Genomic DNA, 20,747 nt, shown 5'->3' on the forward strand with positions numbered 1-20,747 from the left:
GGCGCCATATCATAACTTTCAATGGGGTTTATTCTATCGACCGTCAAGGTACTCTTAAAAAGGAGATGCAGATTTCGAATAAATACCGACCGACGCGATTTTATAAACTTGGGGAATAATATATATATGTCGCCCCTTCAGGGCTATATGGTAAATCGGTTTATTTCCATTAGCATAGGTCTACGCACTATGCTTATGTATGACACTCTTTCAGAGCTCTTGAAATGCGAGAGGTACACAATTGTTTTTCAGAAAACGGGATGCAGCCCTGAAGGGGCGTCATGTCATCAGTCAAGACGACAATCTTGAGTTATGAATGTTTGGGGAATAATGTGTATGCCGCCCTTTCAGGGCTATATGGCGAATCGGTGATTTTTATTAGCATAGGTCTACGCCCAATGCTAATGTATGACGCTCTTTCAGAGCTCTTGAAATGCGAGAGGTATATAATTTTTTTTCAGAAAGCGGAATGCAGCTTGGAAGAGACGCCATATCATACCTTTCGATAGGGTTTATTCTATCGACCGTCAAGGCACTCTGAAAAAGGAGATGCAGATTTCGAATAAATACCGACCGACGCGATTTTATAAACTTGGGGAATAATAGGTATGTCGCCCTTTCAGGGCTATATGGTAAATCGGTTATTTCCATTAGCATAGGTCTACGCCCTATGCTAATGTATGACGCTCTTTCAGAGCTCTTGAAATGCGAGAGGTATATAATTGTTTTTCAGAAAGCGAAATCAGCCCTGGAAGGGGCGCCATATCATAACTTTCAATGGGGTTTATTCCATCGACCGTCAAGGGACTCTTAAAAAGGAGTTGCAGATATCGTACAAATATCGGCCTACACGATTTTAAAAACTTGGGGAATAATATATATGTCGCCCTTTCAGGGCTATATGGTAAATCGGTTTATTTCCATTAGCATAGGTCTACGCCCAATGCTAATGTATGACGCTCTTTCAGAGCTCTTGAAATGCGAGAGGTATATAATTGTTTTTCAGAAAGCGGAATAAAGCCATATCATAACTCAAGGCGAAAGTCTTGAGTTATGAATGTTTGGGGAATAATGTGTATGTCGCCCTTTCAGGGCTATATGGTAAATCGGTTATTTCCATTAGCATAGGTCTACGCCCTATGCTAATGTATGACGCTCTTTCAGAGCACTCGAAATGCGAGAGGTATACAATTGTTTTTCAGAAAGCCGGATGCAGCCCTGAAGGGGCGCCATTTCATCAGTCAAGACGACAATCTTGAGTTATGAATGTTTTGGGGAATAATGTGTATGCTGCCCTTTCAGGGCTATATGGAGAATCGGTGATTTTTATTAGCATAGGTCTCGCACTATGCTAATATATGACGCTCTTTCAAAGCTTATGATTCGCATAATTTTCGTCATTATAATTCAGAGAACAGAATGTAGCCCTGAAAGGGCGCCATGTCATAACTCAAGGCGGTAGCCATGAGAAGTGAGAATGTATAACTATAAAGGATACAGCCCTGAAAGGGCGCCATGTCATAACTCAAGGCGAAAGTCTTGAGTTATGTATGTCAAGAGAAATTAAGCCCTGAAAGGGCGATATACCTTCATCAATTATCTTCCAATCTTTATGAATGCCGCATCTCTCATCTAATCCCACACATATCGCTCATCGTATTCCATGTGGTTACTCTCGAGGAATGCGCGATATTCGTCTTGAAAAGTTTTGCGTCTGTGATGCTCTTTCTGGTTGGCGATATAATTAATAACCACATCGACTTCTGAAGCTTTTACTGAAAATGCGCCATATCCGTTCTGCCAATAAAAATTACGATAGGCCTCACCATGTGTTTTCATCCATTTTGAGGAATTGGCCTTCAGTTTTGACATAAGCGTTGCTAAAGTGATGTTTTTGGAGAGTAAGCATAAAATATGGACATGATCTTGATGTCCGCCGACCTTTATAGCTCGACATCCCAGATTGTTGCAGGAGTCACCGAGATATTTATAGAGTTCGTCTTCAATGGATTCATCGATTAATTTTTGACGGTACTTGGTACTGAATACAATGTGCAGATAGTTTTTGACTAATGATTGTGACATAGGCTTTGAATATTATAGCCCTTATTGGGCTACCCAGGGCTACCCAGGGCTGCCATACTGGGGTGAATATGCCGCCCTTTCAGGGCTAACCAGAGATATTATCTCAGTTAGGTTATGCCGCCCATTCAGGGGATACCAATGACTATCGTCATAGGTTGCAGTATATCGTCCCTTCAGGGTTAACATCACACTAAAATACGATATTTATTGGATGTTAATCGTACGGTGGCAGATGTGTAAAGTTGTCAGTATCTTTGTGTAAAATCAATTGATCATGACTACTATTTTTTTTAAGCGCTATCAGATCGCACTATCCGTTTTTTTAAGTTTATTTTTCACTTCACTTGTGGCCCAAGAATCGCTGCCTAAGAATTTCGATGCGTGGGTTGAGTCGAGCAGACAGGATTGGAAAATCCCAGGCATGGCAGTTGGCATTGTGAAAGATGGCCAAGTGATCTATGCGAAAGGATTTGGAGAAAAACGCTTGGGAAGCGGAGAGAAGGTTGATGCCAATACGATTTTCAGTATTGCTTCGGTCAGTAAAAACATGACTGCGGCTGCACTAGCAATCTTGGTAGATGAAGGAAAAATAGATTGGGATGATAAAATCACCAAACATATTCCGTGGTTTCAGCTAAAAGACCCTTGGGTAACGCAGGAAATCACTATTCGCGATGCCTTGACACATCGGGTGGGCTTGGGACGGAAATTAGGTAATAGACTTCAATTTATGACCAATAGTTCACGAGACAGCATTTTGTATCAGATGCGCTATATGGAATTGGAAAAACCTTTCCGTTCAGACTTTGTATATAACAATGTCATGTACTCATTAGCAGGGCAAATTATCGAATATGTCGACGGACGCACTTGGGATAATTTTTTAAAAGAACGACTTTTTGCACCTCTTGAAATGAATTCGACAACTACCAGTATCACTCAGATAAAAACCAACGCTAATCAAGCCTATCCACATCAAGAAATTGATGGAAAAGTAGTGCCGATTTCGAGGCGAAATTGGGACAATGCAGGGCCTGCCGGTGGTGTAAACGCTTCGATAAACGATTTAAATAAGTGGATGTTGATGCAATTGGGAATTTCTGGCGAGTATAATGGGAAAACCATCATCAGTGAGAAGCAGATGAACGAGATCCATAAACCACAGATGGCCCGTCCACAAGCAGATGCAATGGCAGCACAGGGCAGTTATGGTTTTGGCTGGACCATTACCGATTATAATGGAAAACGAGTCCTAACTCACGGTGGCGCAACGGATGGTTTCAACACGGCCATGTACCTCATGCCCGAATTGGAATTGGGAATTATCGTCGTAGGGAACAATTTCAATAGCTTGGGGAATGCCGTTGCTTATCAGGTCATGGATGCCTATTTGGGAAAAAGTGATGTTGACTGGAATAATCGTTACTTACAAGGCTATAAAAAATCTTTTGCACGAGCCGCGGAAGCACGTGAAAAAATCCATCAAGCTCAAGTATTGAAAACAAAGCCGAGCTTAAACTTAGATGCCTATATTGGTAGGTATCAATCTGTAGGGTACGGAAGAGTAGAAGTGAAAAAGCAGGGTAAGGATTTAGTATTACATTTTTGGGATACGGATGGCTTGGAAGCGAAACTTGAGCATTGGCACTACGACACGTTTAGAGCGGTTTGGAAAAACCCGGCCCAACGTGAAGAATTTATGCAATTCCATTTAGGCAAGGATGGCAAGGTAGAAGCTTTGGATTTCGAGTTTTCTCTACGGCCATTATCTTTGCAAGTAGGTGCCTATCCATCGAATTATACACATACAGAGCAGTTTGTTAAGCAGAAATAAAACGGATTAAAAAAACTTAAATTTGATCTCCTTCGGCATGAAATGAACCCCCTTAAAATCGGTAATGGCTTTAATTTGATGCCTGACTTCTGGGGGAACAATAATCGTGTCCCCTTGTTTTAGAACTCGTTCTTCATTGTTCATTTTAAAGACGCATTCGCCTTCACGAACAAAAACAATCGATTCGAGATTGGCAAGATGTTCGGGCAATAGCTGTCCAGCATCAGCCTGCATTTGTTTGGCGACTAATACATTGCCTTCGGCAAGTGTCTTTACTTTAGGTGGCGTTACTTTTTCCATAATATCATAGTTTTAAATTGATAGAATTTAGTTTGTAATAACTCTGTTGATGATTCACATCTACAATTTAATCAATCATTATCAGGTTTCAAAACGTCTTGCACTTTGCTTAGAGTTCCATCAATGTTATCGGGGACTTCAAAACCTAAGATGTCACAGATTAACGGATAGATATCAATGTTTTGAAACGAAGGTATTGTATGCTCCGTTTTAAAAGCTGGACCATTGGTATAAAATATGCCATGCATATCTCTGTTGTCGCTGTCAAAACCATGGACGCCAATAGTTTTAATGTTGTTTTGGTTTAAAAGTGCTATGTTTTTTTCATTAGAAAAATAATAGCCAGAATCTGGAATCAATTGGATGGCACCCCAATCTTTGTTTTTTGGGGAGTATTCAAATCCTGGAGTGTCTTCAGTCTTATAGACTTTAAAATGTTTTTCTTTTTCTTTCAGATATTGAAATACTGCGTCCACTTCGGTATCATTATTCGGATGGATATTGACAATAGACCCATTATCGACCGAACGAAATAAACTATCGTTTTGAACCGTTTCGATAGGAATGAGGTGATCTGTAGCAACTGCTGCCATGCCATGGTCTGAAACAATAATGATGTTTACGGGCAGACCGGATGCTTTTACGCCGGTGAGTAAGACGCCTAAATTCTTATCTAAACTATCGAGTGTTTTTTGTAATTCTGCTTCGTTATTAGGACCATATCTATGTCCCGTATCGTCCATGTCAGAAAAATACATGGTTATTAAATGTGGTCGTTGTTTTACTGGTAAAGCCAACCACTCTAACACTTGTGAGATCCGTGTTTCATTTTTTACTTTTCCATCATAATCTTTAGAATACGTTGGTCTTACACCCTGTATTTCTACATCAGAACCCACAAAGAAATAGCTCGCCGTTACCATATTGTTCCTATCTGCGAGCATCCAAATAGGTGTGCCTCCGTAAAAATCGCCATCAGTCACAACTTCTCGGTTTCTGATGCTATATACTTTTTGCTTCTTATTGCTGTAAAAGGTATTACTTAAAATTCCGTGATTATCGGGATACATTCCCGTGGCAATGGAATAATGGTTGGGAAATGTTTTGGAAGGGAAGGTTGAGATCAACGACTCGGCACTGACACCATTCTCAACAAAATTACTGAGATGTTGAGGTTTATATTTATTTACATAATCCCAGCGAAAACCATCCAGGGAAATTAATAGCACATAAGGCTTTTTTTGAGAAGCTTTAGAATTGACAGTAGGGGAGTGTGTACCTAAGTTTGAGCTTGATCCGCAAGATACTATCGTTATTGAAAACAGAATGGAAACAAGTCCGAAAATGAAATGTCTTTTCAACATATTGTATGAATTATTGGTGAAGATTTTGGTGTGTTTATAAATGACTTTATCGCAACAACTGAAATGCTAATTTAAAGAATTAATTTGCGATTCTTCAATTTTAAAGCATTACTCTAAGCCACTAATTAACTTTCTAAAATAAGGATAGTAAATTCTTCCCCAAATTGGATTCTTTTGAAACTTATAGATTTCATTCTTGTCAGAATTATAAATTACAGGAATAGTGAAGCCTGCCCATTTTTTTCCGGATTTTAACTTTCTACAATATTCTTTTGCTTCTTCATTCATTTTGGAAGAAATCAGAATGGATATGACACCTAAGCCAGATTGCAGTCCTTGTGGCCATCCTTTATAATTGGTTTCTGCCAATTTAAAGGAATCGTTCAAATGCTTTTCAATCATGGGAATTGTGATTTCATCACCTCCCATATCGGTTGCGACAATAAACGTATTTAATTGAGTGGCAATCCAAGTCCATTTGAATTTCATTTCGTATCCAATGATCGTTTTTTTTATCCGAAATTGTGGTTTCAGAATGAAAAATTCCACCACTGGAAAGGCTTTTTTTAATTGATTCGAGATTCATTCTTGATTTGTATTAATTTTGACTAATGTTTTTTAATGATTTTAAAATCAGTTGTTAGCATTTTTTTGTTAATAGCTTTTCTTTTGATTTTTTTTTAAAATGTTAGTTTTAAAAGATTGTTTACTTCGCAAATAGGAAGGATTATGGTAAACGTTTTATGTATGCGTTGTGGTGTGGTTTCGGAACATTTCAAACAGGTACTTCCCAATGGGAAATCTGCCCTGTCACACATTTTTGCGTGGAGGATTTTCGAAGTAGGCGATTACAAAATATTACACATCTCTGTTAGAAAATACCTTTTTTTTCAGTTCAACAATTGCTCAATCAGGTTGATAAATTCGCTTAATTCATAAGCAACTAATATAGTTAAAATAGATAATTCGTTTTAAACTTCTCTTTTCTTGTAAAAGCTAAACTAAAGCATACAATTAGAATAATCATGAATAATTTAATTTCATTCGCATAAGAATAGTGCATGACTTTCGAGAAGAAAGATAAAGGAGTAAAAACTCCTATAATCAAATTCAGCCATTTTGTTTTTATTCCGCTATATACAGAGAATATTAAGCTTGAAATTCCGAAACCAATAAAGGAAATATTAGTCAGAAGTTTATTTTCAAGAAATGACATCTTATAACTAATAATTAAACCAATCAAAACTTTAACTAAAAATTTCATTTTGTTTTTTCAAAGAGACGAATTCCAATTAAGATCCCAATTCCGATTATTATCCTTTCGTTGTTCATTTTTCAGTTGTTTGCTAACGGTAATGTGTTTTAGTTGTGGCGTGGGATAAACACGGGAGATTCCAAAAGGCAAACTGCCAGTGGAAAATCCGTCCTACAACACTTTTGGTCGTTGAGGTTTTTTCAAGTAGGAAGTAAAAGCCCTTGCTTATAATTACTGTTGCAGTAGTTTTAAAATATTAATCCTCTTAAAATTTAAATGCTACAAGGCCTCCTATTGTAGATACTTTAAAATTCATGCTATAATCCATTCCAGCGAATTTTATAGAATCTTTCGTAAAGTGTAAAAAATTACCACCTAAAAAATTGATTCCTTGCATCTTTATAGCATCATTTTCCATTTCAATTGATAAATATTGCGGATTACACCTGTTTTTAATAAATAAATAGCTGCGTTCTGATTCAACAATAAAAGGAACTGCCGACCAATACCTGTTAGAGTTCATCCAAAATATCAATCTTCCATTTATGTCATAAAATTTCGTTTTTATCGTGTATTTTCCATTTTTAAGTTTTTGAAATTCTATAATATTTTCTTCTTGGTATTTAACTATTATAGGGGTATCAATAAAAGTACTCCCACCAGTAATAACTTTTCTTTTAGTAACTTGAAGAAAAATGCTTCCACTAATTCTATCTCCCTGTTTATGTAAGTTTACTCGCTCTAATAATTCTTTTTTAGATATTTGTCCTTGATGAGTTTGTCTATGACAGTTTGGACATAATAATATTAAATTTTCAATTGAATGCTTGCCTCCATCTGAAAATTCTTCAATATGATGTCTGTCTGTTATGATAGTTCCACACCAGGCACATTCAAAAAAATGCTTTTCTTGAACGGCTTTACTAATTCTTTGTGGTATATATCTCTTACTCATTTTTTGATTTATTTCCAACTAAGGCTTATTAATGTTCTGAAAATCAATTGTGCGTATTTTCAGTTGCATTTTTGTTTTCTCGTCTAAAAAAGGTTAATTTGAGGAGTCAATTTTTATAATTTACGGGAAATTACTGCCAACTCATATTTATAAGCACACAATATACTCATATTCCCCAAACATAGGTAGATACAAATATCATTTACACTCGTTTTCTATACAAATAGCGCTGTTCACTAATGGATCAATTCATAACTGAATAATATTAAAAACCAGTCAACACTCGTTTATCTTAATAAAAAAAGCACCAACAAATGCTGGTGCTTATTCTATAAAAGTATGTGCTTTTAAGGCGCTGGTGCCGCTACAACTCCTAAAGTATATAATTGCTCCATGGTTGGTGTTTCACTACCACCTTCTGGTTCTAAAGTAATTCCAAAGGCTTCACTTTCGTTGGCATTGGCAATGGCAAATATTTTGTTGTCGTCGGTATTGAAATCGTCAATAGTGCCCAAACTCGTTGGCGTTAACGGATTCAGTTTTAAAGACCATACTTGGTACACTTTGCCAGATGGCGCCTCCGGAAGTCCTTGAGCGTCTAAGTAAATACTGTTGTCCTTTTTGTTCCAATAGACCTTCGCGTAGGTGTTTGCAAATTCACCTTGGCCTCCTAACGGTACTGAGATGATATCCTTATCACGTAAGAAATCCAACAATTTTTTTGAATCGGCGAGCTTTGTTCTGGAGTTTGCTATCTGCTCTTCCAAAAAGGCATTTTCTATTTCGGCAGTATTTAAATTGGATTCCAGTTCTTTATTTTGATTCAATGTCCAAAATAATCCAGCACCAATAATAATAGCTGCCGCCCATCCTGTATAGGTCAACCAGTTGTATTTGGGTTTGGCAATGGAAATGACTTTGGTGTCGGCCTCTGATGTATTAAATGTTAATTTGTCCTTGATTGTTTGAAGCAATCCTGCGTTCTTATTATTAGAGGCGGCAGCAGTGAGTTTAACAACGGCAGCTTCTATGTCTAAAACCTCCTGAAGTATTTCTGGATGTTCGCGCATGAGTTGATACACCTCTTTGTTTTCGTTCTCAGATAGTGCACCGGCCACGTAAAGCTCTAAAATTCCAGATGCTATATAAGCGTTTATATCCATATTATTTGAGTACAATAGTTCTTAGTTCCTTAATGCAATTTCTATTTCGTGTTTTGATGGTGCCAATGGGCATGTCAAGAGTCTCTGAGGCTTCCTTTTGGGTGAATCCCTGAAAGTACAAAAGTTCAATCACTTCAATACATTTTTTGGCAAGCTGGCTCACAAACTTTTTGATGCCAATGGCGTCGGTCTGATCATCTAAACTATCACTGTGTTGTAAAATATCTACGAAATATTCAGCATCCAGGTTTTTTCTTGAATTTTTAAATGCTTTGGACCGCGTTTTGTCAATGGCAGCATTTCTGGCAATATTCAGGATCCAGGTGAAAAACCGTCCTTTCTCTGCAGAATAGCTGTTGGCATTGTTCCAAGCTTTTATAAAAACATCCTGCATGACTTCTTCTGCAATGGCATGATCTCTCACTATATTGTAGATGACGCCCTGCATGCTATCGCCATACATACGGTAGAGCTCTGTAAACGCTTTTTCGTCCTTTTGTTGAAATTTTGAAATCAATACTTCTAATTGCATATAGTGTTTTTAGATGTTCTTAAGGAAATTTAAAATTGAGAACAAAAAAGCCACCTTTTAAAGTGGCTTAAGTTTGTCATTGTTTCTTAACGTCACGGATTATTCAATAATTCCCCCACAACTTACGCGTCCGCCGGCATCACCTGTTGGTTGGCTTACAAAATCATCAACACCTTCGTGTACGATGATGGCTTTTCCTATAATGTCTTTATTGGCATCTCCACATCCAATGCACCACTCGTCAGTAGACATAGTAATGGTTGCATTTCCATTGGCATCGGCTTGAAGGTTTCCAATATCGCCTTTGTGATAGCCATCTGGACTTCCCCATTTGCCGTGAGGTTGATTGGTTGGATTCCAGTGACCTCCAGAAGACGTCCCGTCGGCTGCTGAACAATCTGCTTTTTCGTGAAGGTGGATCGCGTGCTCACCTTCGGTAAGTCCGCTAAGCACTGCCACCATAGTGACTATGCCATCTTCTTCAGTAAAAACAGCATTACCTTTCACCTGACTGTCGCTTTTGGCTTCCATGGCCACTTGCAATTTTATGACTTCTTTTACTGGGGTTTCTTTTGACATTTCTTTCGTTTCATCAGTCTTCGTTTCCTTTTTGTCGTTTTTGCAGGAAGTCGTGATGGTCATAGCAAAAACAGCTAAGAGTATCAGTGATATTCGTTTCATGGTTCTAGTTTTTAGTGTTTAAATTTTAATTATGAAGGATTAAAGTTACAGTTAATTTACGTGTATTTAGCAATAGGGATTGTAAAAAATAAGATTCATCTCAAATAGTTGCTATTTAATCTTATGCTAAAATTAATTTAAACGGAAGAGGTTATATGACTTATATCATATTTTTTATAACGTATTTAAAATATTTTTGAATCAGATTTAATCGAAACAAGAATGAAAAGGTCTTTAATAGATAAATACAATGTTGCTGGGCCTAGATATACCAGTTATCCAACGGTTCCGTATTGGATTGATGACACATTTTCCATGAAAGCATGGAAAGATTCACTTCTTATGGCTTTTGATGAAAGTAATGAAGAGGAAGGACTGAGCCTTTATATCCATTTACCATTTTGTGAAAGTTTATGTACGTTTTGTGGCTGCCACAAGCGGATTACCAAACAACATAGTGTTGAAATTCCGTACATCAATGCCTTAGTGAAAGAGTGGGACCTCTATTGTGATCTGTTGCCATCAAAACCCATAATAAAAGAAATGCACTTTGGGGGCGGCACACCAACCTTCTTTTCACCCACACATTTAAGCCTACTCATCAATTGTATTTTAAGACGTGCTACCTTGGCTGAAGACTATGAGTTCAGCTTTGAAGGCCATCCTAATAATACGACAGAAGAGCATTTACAGACTTTTTATGACCTCGGATTTAGGCGAGTTAGTTTTGGGGTTCAGGATTATAATGAAACCGTTCAAAAAGCGATACATAGAATCCAACCTTTTGAGAATGTCAAACGGGTGACTGAGCAGGCAAAAGCTATCGGTTATACTTCGGTTGGACATGATCTTATTTTTGGATTGCCATTTCAAACAAAGGAGCATGTCAAAGAATCGATAGCCAAAACAAAACTATTGAAACCTGATCGGATTGCATTTTACAGTTATGCCCATGTTCCTTGGATAAAAGGCAATGGCCAACGCGGTTTTGATGAAAGCAATTTGCCATCTGGAGAGGCCAAAAGAAAGCAATATGAATTGGGCAAGACCTTGCTTTTTGAAGCGGGTTATCATGAAATTGGAATGGACCATTTTGCATTAGAATCAGATTCATTGTACCAATCCATGATTACAAATCAACTTCATCGTAATTTTATGGGATATACAGCTTCAAAAACCAAGGCGATGATTGGTTTGGGCGTATCGGCAATTAGTGATAGCTGGTACGGATTTGCACAAAATGTCAAAAATATTGAAGATTATTACCATTTGGTTGATGAAGGCATCATTCCTGTAGTGAAAGGCCATATTTTAAATTCTGAAGATCTAATCATCAGGAAACACATTCTAAATTTAATGTGTCATTTTCAGACCTCTTGGACTTCAAAAAATCTATATTTTGAAGAATTGCCGGAGACTTTGGAGTATTTGAAAGAAATGGAACAGGATGGTTTGTTAGTGCGTAGTGAAGGGCAATTGACTATTACCGAGGAGGGAAAACCATTTGTTAGAAATGTATGCATGGCCTTTGATTTGCATTTAAAAAGGAAAAAGCCTGAAACACAATTGTTCTCAATGACTGTATAAAGAGTCAAAAATTAAAATCAAACTTTGATAGTGGCTTTCATTTGTCACTTTAACATAATATTAGTACCTTTTATCTTTAATAAAAACACCTACCTATGAAAAAAATTATTGTTCCAATAGATTTCTCCAAATATTCTGAATATGCCCTTGAGGCGGCAGCTATATTGGCGAAAAAAAACAATGCAGAGATTTTCGCATTGCACATGTTAGAAATGTCCGATGCCATATTGACTGCCTCAAATGACGGACCAAAGCCGAAAATGTTGTTTTTCTTAAAACTTGCTCAGCAAAAATTTGATGAGTTTTTAAGTAAAGACTATTTAAAAGGCATTAAGGTGACTCCAATTGTCAAACATTCTAAAGTATTCAGTGAAGTCAGTGAGGTTGCTGAAGAGCACCATGCCGATTTAATTGTTATGGGATCTCATGGCGTCACTGGATTTACAGAGGTTTTTGTAGGGTCGAATACTGAAAAAGTAGTACGTCATTCTAAACTTCCGGTACTTGTGATCAAGCAAAAACCGACCAATCTCAATTTTGAAACCGTTATTTTCCCTTCAGATTTTACAGAAAAGAGTGTGGACGTTTATCAGCGTGTTTTAAAGACGTTGGGAGAGACTTCCAATGTGCATTTATTGTATGTGAATGTCCCTGGGGAGAATTTTAAAAGCACAACTGAAATGGAAAAGAACGTGGCAAACTTCTTAATGAAAGCGGAAGGGGATATGAACAATTTAAACAAGGTTCATTATGTGTCAGATTATTCCATACAACAAGGAATTATGAATTTTTCAAATCTTTTTGGAGCCGATTTGATCGTCATGCCAACGCACGGAAGAAAGGGATTGGCACATTTTTTTGAAGGAAGTATTTCTGAGGATTTGGCAAATCGAGCCAATCTTCCTGTAATGACATTTAAAATATAGAGAAAATTTATGATATATAAGACGATGAATTATATCTCATGTCGTGTAACAAGCAGGCTTTAAGGCTGTTCGTTACATGACATTTTTAATTAGGACAAAAACGTCCGATATATGACAAAAGTCATATTTTGTACTGTTAAATACTAATAACTTTGAACCATAAACCAATTATAACCACACTATGAAATCAAAACTAAAATTTACAGTATTAATTGCAACAGTATTTTTATTTAGCTGTTTCCAAGAAAAAAAAGAAAAATACACGGCCGCTGAGGACATCCCGGTGAGTCTTGAAATGATTGCGGAATTGACCGCACCGCCACACGTACCAAAACCTGTGGGCAAGCGCAAAGCAAAAAAGCTTATTGTAAAAATGGAGATCCTCGAAGCCGAAGGTGAAATTTCAAATGGGGTACGTTATGTATTCTGGACTTTTGGAGGTTCAGTTCCAGGAAGTTTTATCAGAGCTCGTGTTGGAGATGAAATCGAATTCCATTTACAAAACCACCCAGACAACAAACTACCTCACAACATTGATTTACATGCGGTGAATGGTCCAGGTGGAGGTGCAGAGTCTTCTTTTGTGGCTCCAGGTCACGAAAAAGTGTTTTCCTTTAAGGTATTGGCTCCTGGTTTGTACGTTTACCATTGTGCAACAGCTCCTGTAGGGATGCATATTGCCAACGGTATGTATGGTCTTATTTTGATAGAGCCTGAAGGTGGTTTGCCTCCAGTAGATAAAGAGTACTACGTCATGCAGGGCGATTTCTACACTGCGGGTCCTAACGGCGAACGTGGGTTGCAACCTTTTGACATGCAGAAAGCAGTTGATGAAAAAGCGGATTATGTGGTCTTTAATGGAAAAGTAGGTGCGTTGACTGGTGATGGAGCATTAACCGCTAAAGTAGGGGAGACCGTAAGACTTTTTGTGGGGAATGGAGGCCCTGGATTAGTGTCATCGTTCCATGTCATTGGAGAAATATTTGACAGGGTAACCGTTGAAGGAGGAAGTCTTATCAATGAGAATGTCCAAACAACGTTGATTCCTGCCGGCGGGGCAGCTATGATAGAATTCAAAGTAGATGTTCCAGGATCGTATGTTTTGGTTGACCACTCTATTTTTAGAGCGTTCAATAAAGGTGCTTTAGGATTGTTGAATGTGACTGGTGAAGAAAACGAAAAAATATACTCTGGAGAGCAGATGGATAATATTTACCTTCCAGAAGGTCCAGGTATCCAAAGAATGCCAACAACAAGCGAGATTAAAGAATCTGATGTTCCTGCAAAATCCTTTGAGGAGCAAATGAAGTTCGGAAAACAGATTTATGGTCAAACCTGTATTGCTTGTCACCAAGCGGAAGGACAGGGTATTCCAAGCGCATTCCCTCCATTGGCAAAATCTGATTATCTAAATGCCGATGTTGACAGAGCTATTGAAGCCGTGCTTTTCGGATTAAGTGGAGAAATTACCGTAAACGGTGAGAAGTACAACAGTATTATGACCGCACAAATGATTTCACAAGAAGAAGTTGCCAACGTAATGACCTATGTTTATAATAGCTGGGGCAATAATAAAACGGTGGTGACAACTGAGATGGTGAAGAAAGTGAAAGAAAAAAATAAGTAGTCGAAATTGCCCGCCTGAATGACGGAGTCGGGCAGGAAGTTGAATCCCGATAGCTATCGGGAGAAGTTGAAGTTGAAATGATTTTTTTGACAACAGACAACAGACAACCGAAATAATAATTTATAAAAACCACAAATCATGCGTACCAAATTCTTCAGATTGTCCTTTGTTTTGATTTTTGTCCACCTATTTAGTTTTGGGCAATCTGAAGATATGGCACGTATTGATGGCGCCCGATACATTCCGTTATACGGACGGGATTCCACGGTAGTTGAGGTTAAGGACTTTGATCTGGATAAGTATCCGGTGACCAATGAACAGTATATGGACTTTGTAAGGAAATTTCCAGAATGGCAGAAATCCAAAGCTAAAAAAATCTTTGCCGATGGGATGTACCTCAGAAGTTGGAAGGATGATTTTGAACTCAATGACGACGCCAAGTTAAATAGCCCTGTTACCTATGTGAGTTGGTTTGCAGCTAAGGCTTATTGCGACTGTATGGGCAAACGTTTACCAACCATGGACGAATGGGAATATGCTGCCATGTCAGATGAAACGTCTAAGGATGCCCGTATCAAGAAATCTTACAATGAAAAGATTTTATCCTGGTATGAAGCCCCTCGATCCAACGAAAATCAAATTGGGCAAAACCCAAAAAATTATTGGGGTGTTTCTGACTTACATGGTTTAGTTTGGGAATGGACCTCAGATTTTAATTCTGTTATGCTCTCGGGTGAATCACGAAAAGATCAAGACGGAGATAATAACTTATTCTGCGGAAGCGCCTCCGTGGGTGCTACTGATTTAATGAATTACGCAGCGTTCATGCGCTACGCTTTTAGAGGCAGCATCAAGGCCAATTACGCGATAAAGAATCTCGGGTTTAGATGTGCCAAAGATATTGAAACCCCATAATTATTATGAAAAAAACACTTTTTATACTGTGTAGTATTCTTTTTATAGGATTTACTGCCTGTAAAAACGACAGCTCAAAATCATCGGATGAAGCCATAGCGTATTACTGCCCAATGGAATGTGAGGGCGATAAAACCTACGATGAGCCTGGCAGTTGCCCTGTTTGTAAAATGGATTTGGTACCCATTGAAACGATAAAAGAATCAGAAAAAAGATCAGATGAAATTTCAGACCTTTCAATTTTCAACATAAAATCTACTTGGACTAATCAAAATGGAGAAGACCTTCAGTTTGAAGATCTTAAAGGTGATGTTTTGGTTACGGTCATGATCTATACCTCTTGTAAAGCAGCTTGCCCACGATTAGTGGCCGATATGCGGAATATTGAGGAGCGACTTTCAAAAAGTACTAAAGAAAATGTCAAAATGGTACTGGTCAGTATCGATCCAATTACAGATACGCCTGAACGGCTAAAAGCCTTTGCAGAAGAAAATGTCATGGATAAACACCCGTGGCTGTTTTTGCGATCTTCAGAGGACAATACCAGAGAATTTGCTGCAGTTGTAGCGGTTAATTATATGAAGATTTCACCAATTGACTTTTCACATTCAAACATTATCACCGTTTTTAATGCTGAAGGTGAAATGGTATTTCAGCAAGAAGGTCTTGGGGTTAACTCTGATGCCACTGTTCAAAATATAGAAAAAGCGGTTGCATCCATTCAATAGGCTAAAAACCATGACTCTTAACAGGTCAAACAAGTATAGGTTCTAATAAACAAAACTCATGAAAAAACTAATTTTTTTAATGTGCTTCGGCATGTTGAGCCAGACATTTTTTGCCCAAGAATTTGCTATCGATCTCCAATTAAGACCGCGTGCTGAGTATAGGCATGGCTTCAAAACCTTAGTTCCTGACGCTGCCGATGCTGCGACGTTTATCTCGCAACGTTCGCGACTTAATTTTAACTATGGCAGCGAAAAACTGAATGCTTATATTTCTTTGCAAAATGTCAGAACTTGGGGAGAGGTCAGCACCTTATCTGCAAGTGATGCAAACGGAACTGCCATCCACGAAGCTTGGGCATCTTTTAAATTGGATTCTGAATTTTCATTTAAAATGGGACGTCAGGAAATCATTTATGATGATTCGCGAATTTTCGGCAATGTCGATTGGGCACAGACGGGGAGAAGTCATGATGCGTTTATAGCCACTTACCAACCCAATTCTAAAAACCGATTGGACATTGGTCTTGCACTGAATGAAGAGGATGAAACGCTGTTCAAAACCGATTATGATGTCAATAATTACAAGGCATTTCAATATGCATGGTACCATACCAGTTTGGATAATTTAAACTTGAGCCTTTTGGCACTCAATACAGGGTTTACATTTGATAAAAATGGCAAACAGGAGGTAGATTATAATCAGACACTTGGTGCTTTTGTATCCTTTGGGAAAAATCAATTAAAGGGTGATGCTTCAGCTTATTTCCAAACTGGAAAAATTGCCGATCGCAGTTTAAGTGCTTATAATTTAGCCGGAAACTTACATTATCAAATCAATTCAGAATTTACTTTTGGGCTTGGTGCCGAATTGCTTTCTGGGACCGATATGAACTCAACATCAGATAAGATGAACTCATTTAACCCATTATTCGGTACCAATCATAAATTCAATGGATGGATGGATTATTTCTATGTGGGAAATCATATCAACTCTGTCGGATTATTGGACATTAGTGTGCCATTAAAATATCAAAAGGAAAAAGTAACACTTCAATTGGTACCGCATTTATTTTCATCTGCAGCCACTGTGGTGGACAATTTTGGGAATGAAAAAGACAACTATTTAGGCACTGAAATAGATTTTTCATTTGGCTATAAAATTGCCTCTAATATTGATTTCCAGTTGGGATATTCCCACATGTTCGCAACAGAAACCATGGAGGTCTTAAAAGGTGGCAACAGAAACAATACCACAAATTGGGCTTGGGCCATGTTTGTGTTCAAACCAAAATTATTCACGCATACAACTAGTAAGTAAATCACTGTTTTTATTGGAATTCCGAAGAGAGGAATTCCGAACAAAATTAGCATAGATCATCCTTCAAGATATCCAATATATGGGTCTTGAAGGATTTTTTGCGTTTTGCCTATGGCTTCTATAGTTCTGCTTTTAAGAAGGTTAGTATGGAATGTCTCATAAATGTAAGTTTTATAATCACTTTAGTGCAAATTACCACAGTAAAGAGGACAAAATCATCCGAAATATGATTATTGTCATGTTTTATAATAGATTATCGACTTAAATTTGTTGTATAAAATCAAAAAGAATAGAACTATCACGTGAAAATAGTTCTGAAATTTTTATCACAACTTAAATTTTTAACAAAATGAAAAAAACACTAACAATTTTCACAGTATTAAGTGTAATGCTGTTTATGGGGTGTGGTGATGGAGAAAAAAAGAAAGATGATCCATATGCGAAACCAGCACCTACAGAGCAAACTAAAGCTGTATCCAGCGTGCCTGCTTCTCAAAGGGTAGACTTGACCAACAAAGGTATTGGTCCGATCAAAAATGTTGAACTTGGTGAAACGATTGATATGGAAATGGCCGCCAAAGGAGAGGAAGTGTACAACATGAACTGTACTGCCTGTCACAAAGTAGACAAAAAATTCATTGGTCCCGCTCCAAAAGGGATCTTGGAAAGAAGAACTCCAGAATGGGTAATGAATATGATCTTGAACCCTGAGGAAATGACTAAAGATGATCCGCTTGCCCATGATCTTTTACTTGAATTTAACGGTTCGCCTATGGCAAACCAACACATGACGGAGGAACAGGCAAGACAGATGGTGGAATATTTTAGAACTCTATAATATATATACTAACAACCGATCGGCTTTTGAAGGAATTAATTTCTTCTTGATCTAAAAACTAATCTCGTATGAAAACAACTCTTAAAATGCTCTTTGTTTCATTTACATTACTTCTGTTTGCAGCTTGTAAGAATGAAACAGCCACCGGAACGACAGAAGAGCTTTCCACTCAAAGCGATGTCCAAACAAAAAACCAGGGACAGGCATTTATTGAAGATGATGAGTCACAGCCAAATGTTCTGCAAATTGCAATTGGATCCCCTGACCATACCACATTAGTGGCAGCTGTCCAAGCAGCAGGTTTGGAAAACTCGTTGGTTAACGCCGGACCTCTAATGGTATTTGCACCCACCAATGCCGCCTTTGATGCGTTACCTGCAGGAACGGTAGAGGACCTTTTGAAACCTGAAAACCAAGAAAAGTTGGCTTTTATCCTTAAGAATCACGTAACACCTGGTAACTACTCAAAGGATTTTTTGAAGAAATTTAAGAAAGTCGGGCAGGCTAGTGGCGAGGATGCCGCAGTAGAGGTTAAAGGTGAAGAGGTATACGTAGGTGGCGCTAAAATTTTAGCGAGTGTTCCAGCCGGAAATGGTATTGTACACGTCGTGGATAAAGTAATATTACCAGCAAACTAACTATAAATCAATTTAATATAAACAATAAGGACAATGAAAAAATCAATTAATATTTTATTTTTCTTAGCTATAGCTGCCGGATTGGTTGGCTGTAACAATGGAAATGACAGAAAGTCGGGCAAAGGCCAAGGTGGTCTTGCTACCAATGCAGCAGAAAGAGTCTATGTTGCTCCCGGTGAGCACGACGAATACTATGCATTTATGTCCGGAGGATTTAGTGGTCAGCTTAGTGTTTATGGCTTGCCATCAGGTCGTATGCTAAAAGTTCTTCCAGTTTTCTCACAAAATCCTGAAAATGGATATGGTTATACAGAGGAGACCAAACCGATGTTGAACACATCTTTTGGATTCGTGCCATGGGATGACTCTCACCACCCTGATATTTCACAAACAGATGGAGTGTTGGATGGTCGTTGGATATTTATCAATGGAAACAATACCCCACGTATTGCACGTATCGATTTGAAAAACTTTGCAACTGAAGAAATTATTGAAATTCCAAACAGTGCAGGGAACCATAGTTCATCATTTATTACCGAAAACACCGAGTACGTTGTTGCCGGAACACGTTTTTCTGTGCCAATCCCACAAGAAGATATGCCAATCAATGAATACAAAGGGAACTTTAAAGGATCTCTAACGTTTATTAGCGTTGATCAAGAAACAGGAAGAATGGGAATTAAATTCCAGTTGATAATGCCTGGATTTAACTATGACCTTTCTCACCCTGGGCGCGATAAAAGTCACGGTTGGTTCTTCTTTACCACTTATAACACTGAAGAGGCCCACTCACTTTTGGAAGTTAACGCATCACAAAACGATAAAGACTTCATCGCAGCCATTAACTGGAAAAAGATTGAGGAATATGTGAACAATGGCGGTGGAAAAATGGTTCCTGCCAACTATGCACACAACGTCATGGATGAGCATACCCACACGGCTACCTCTACAATGTTGAAAGAAGTATTGACCGTAAATCCATTGGACGTTCCTGGAGCTGTTTATTTCTTACCAACTCCAAAATCGCCGCACGGTTGTGACGTAGATCCAACAGGAGAATATATTATTGGTAACGGAAAACTTTCTGCCGACTTGACAGTGCACAGTTTTACCAAAATGCTTGATGCTATTGAGAACAAGAAATTTGATGGTGAGGCTTATGGCATTCCAATCTTGAATTTTGAAGACATTCTTGCTGGTGTTGTTAAGCAACCAGGCTTAGGACCATTACATACTGAATTTGATGATAAAGGAAATGCTTATACCACCTTCTTCATCTCCTCTGAGGTTGTAAAATGGAAAGTTGGAACTTGGGAAGTTTTAGATCGTCAACCAGTATTTTACTCTGTAGGTCACGGAATGATTCCTGGAGGAAACTCACGTAAACCGTTTGGTAAATACTTTGTAGCCTTAAATAAGATTACAAAAGACAGATACCTGCCAACCGGCCCAGAGTTGACTCAATCGGCACAATTGTTTGATATCACAGGTGATAAGATGGAGCTCTTATTGGATTTCCCAACTATTGGTGAACCTCACTATGCTGCTGCCATTCCTGCGGATATGATTAAGAACAATTCAAGAAAGATCTATAAACTTGCTGAAAACAAGCATCCTTATGCTGCTTTTACTAATTCAGATACTAAAGTCGTTCGCGAAGGAAAGAATGTTCATATTTATATGAATATGATCCGTAGCCACTTTAACCCTGATAATATTGAAGGTGTAAAAGTAGGAGACAAAGTATTCTTCCACATTACAAACCTTGAACAAGACTTTGACGTCCCTCACGGATTTGCGGTAATTGGAGCTAATAATGCAGAAATGCTGATTGTTCCAGGTAAGACAGAGACCTTGGTTTGGGAACCTAAACAAGTAGGTGTATGGCCGTTCTATTGTACGGACTTCTGTTCTGCGCTTCATCAAGAAATGCAAGGCTATGTCCGCGTATCACCAGCAGATTCTGACATTGAGTTGTCTTGGTCTTTAGATGAAGATTAA

General features: G+C 38.1%; 18 protein-coding genes. 10 read left to right on the top strand and 8 right to left on the bottom strand.

Annotated features, from left to right (window positions below):
- Positions 1–1,632: 1,632 nt before the first annotated feature.
- Entirely contained in the window at positions 1,633–2,085 is a 453-nt protein-coding gene (gene tnpA / locus J4051_RS10980) for an IS200/IS605 family transposase (RefSeq protein ID WP_208233923.1), read from the bottom strand.
- Between the two features lie 274 nt (positions 2,086–2,359).
- On the opposite strand from tnpA, the gene J4051_RS10985 reads away from it, so the two are divergent.
- Positions 2,360–3,919, top strand: a complete 1,560-nt coding sequence (locus J4051_RS10985; protein ID WP_208233924.1) for a serine hydrolase — start codon at positions 2,360–2,362, stop codon at positions 3,917–3,919.
- Between the two features lie 6 nt (positions 3,920–3,925).
- On the opposite strand, the gene J4051_RS10990 is transcribed toward J4051_RS10985, so the two are convergent.
- From J4051_RS10990 to J4051_RS11020, 7 genes are all read right to left on the bottom strand, one after another.
- Positions 3,926–4,219: a cupin domain-containing protein gene (locus J4051_RS10990; RefSeq protein WP_208233925.1), complete on the bottom strand. Its 294-nt coding sequence runs from the start codon at positions 4,217–4,219 to the stop codon at positions 3,926–3,928.
- A 71-nt stretch (positions 4,220–4,290) separates the two neighbouring features.
- Complete coding sequence (locus J4051_RS10995; RefSeq protein WP_317192713.1) at positions 4,291–5,448, bottom strand: alkaline phosphatase family protein; 1,158 nt, start codon at positions 5,446–5,448, stop codon at positions 4,291–4,293.
- Positions 5,449–5,691: 243 nt separating this feature from the next.
- Complete coding sequence (locus J4051_RS11000; protein WP_236027384.1) at positions 5,692–6,072, bottom strand: hypothetical protein; 381 nt, start codon at positions 6,070–6,072, stop codon at positions 5,692–5,694.
- Between the two features lie 1,031 nt (positions 6,073–7,103).
- Positions 7,104–7,793: an HNH endonuclease gene (locus tag J4051_RS11005; RefSeq protein ID WP_208233927.1), complete on the bottom strand. Its 690-nt coding sequence runs from the start codon at positions 7,791–7,793 to the stop codon at positions 7,104–7,106.
- 347 nt (positions 7,794–8,140) lie between these two features.
- The gene (locus J4051_RS11010) at positions 8,141–8,956 is read right to left on the bottom strand and encodes an anti-sigma factor (RefSeq protein ID WP_208233928.1); all 816 of its coding nucleotides are present in this window, start codon (positions 8,954–8,956) and stop codon (positions 8,141–8,143) included.
- Between the two features lies 1 nt (position 8,957).
- On the bottom strand, positions 8,958–9,488 hold the full coding sequence (locus J4051_RS11015) for an RNA polymerase sigma factor (protein WP_208233929.1): 531 nt from the start codon (positions 9,486–9,488) through the stop codon (positions 8,958–8,960).
- 99 nt (positions 9,489–9,587) lie between these two features.
- Entirely contained in the window at positions 9,588–10,169 is a 582-nt protein-coding gene (locus J4051_RS11020) for a superoxide dismutase family protein (protein WP_208233930.1), read from the bottom strand.
- A 222-nt stretch (positions 10,170–10,391) separates the two neighbouring features.
- Between J4051_RS11020 and hemN the strand changes: the two genes are divergently transcribed.
- From hemN to nosZ, 9 genes are all read left to right on the top strand, one after another.
- Positions 10,392–11,756: an oxygen-independent coproporphyrinogen III oxidase gene (gene hemN, locus J4051_RS11025; protein ID WP_208233931.1), complete on the top strand. Its 1,365-nt coding sequence runs from the start codon at positions 10,392–10,394 to the stop codon at positions 11,754–11,756.
- A gap of 95 nt (positions 11,757–11,851) precedes the next feature.
- Positions 11,852–12,682: a universal stress protein gene (locus tag J4051_RS11030; protein WP_208233932.1), complete on the top strand. Its 831-nt coding sequence runs from the start codon at positions 11,852–11,854 to the stop codon at positions 12,680–12,682.
- Between the two features lie 181 nt (positions 12,683–12,863).
- Positions 12,864–14,309, top strand: a complete 1,446-nt coding sequence (gene nirK / locus J4051_RS11035; protein ID WP_208233933.1) for a copper-containing nitrite reductase — start codon at positions 12,864–12,866, stop codon at positions 14,307–14,309.
- 138 nt (positions 14,310–14,447) lie between these two features.
- Complete coding sequence (locus tag J4051_RS11040) at positions 14,448–15,224, top strand: formylglycine-generating enzyme family protein (RefSeq protein ID WP_208233934.1); 777 nt, start codon at positions 14,448–14,450, stop codon at positions 15,222–15,224.
- Positions 15,225–15,229: 5 nt separating this feature from the next.
- A complete protein-coding gene (locus tag J4051_RS11045; RefSeq protein ID WP_208233935.1) occupies positions 15,230–15,952 on the top strand; it encodes an SCO family protein in 723 nt (240 codons plus the stop codon).
- Between the two features lie 58 nt (positions 15,953–16,010).
- Positions 16,011–17,270, top strand: coding sequence for an alginate export family protein (locus J4051_RS11050; protein WP_208233936.1), 1,260 nt, complete (start codon positions 16,011–16,013; stop codon positions 17,268–17,270).
- 349 nt (positions 17,271–17,619) lie between these two features.
- Positions 17,620–18,108, top strand: coding sequence for a c-type cytochrome (locus J4051_RS11055; protein ID WP_208233937.1), 489 nt, complete (start codon positions 17,620–17,622; stop codon positions 18,106–18,108).
- Positions 18,109–18,176: 68 nt separating this feature from the next.
- A complete protein-coding gene (locus J4051_RS11060) occupies positions 18,177–18,746 on the top strand; it encodes a fasciclin domain-containing protein (protein ID WP_208233938.1) in 570 nt (189 codons plus the stop codon).
- Between the two features lie 33 nt (positions 18,747–18,779).
- Positions 18,780–20,747: a Sec-dependent nitrous-oxide reductase gene (nosZ, locus tag J4051_RS11065; RefSeq protein ID WP_208233939.1), complete on the top strand. Its 1,968-nt coding sequence runs from the start codon at positions 18,780–18,782 to the stop codon at positions 20,745–20,747.

This window comes from Gelidibacter pelagius, assembly GCF_017581925.1.
GTDB lineage: Bacteria > Bacteroidota > Bacteroidia > Flavobacteriales > Flavobacteriaceae > Gelidibacter > Gelidibacter pelagius.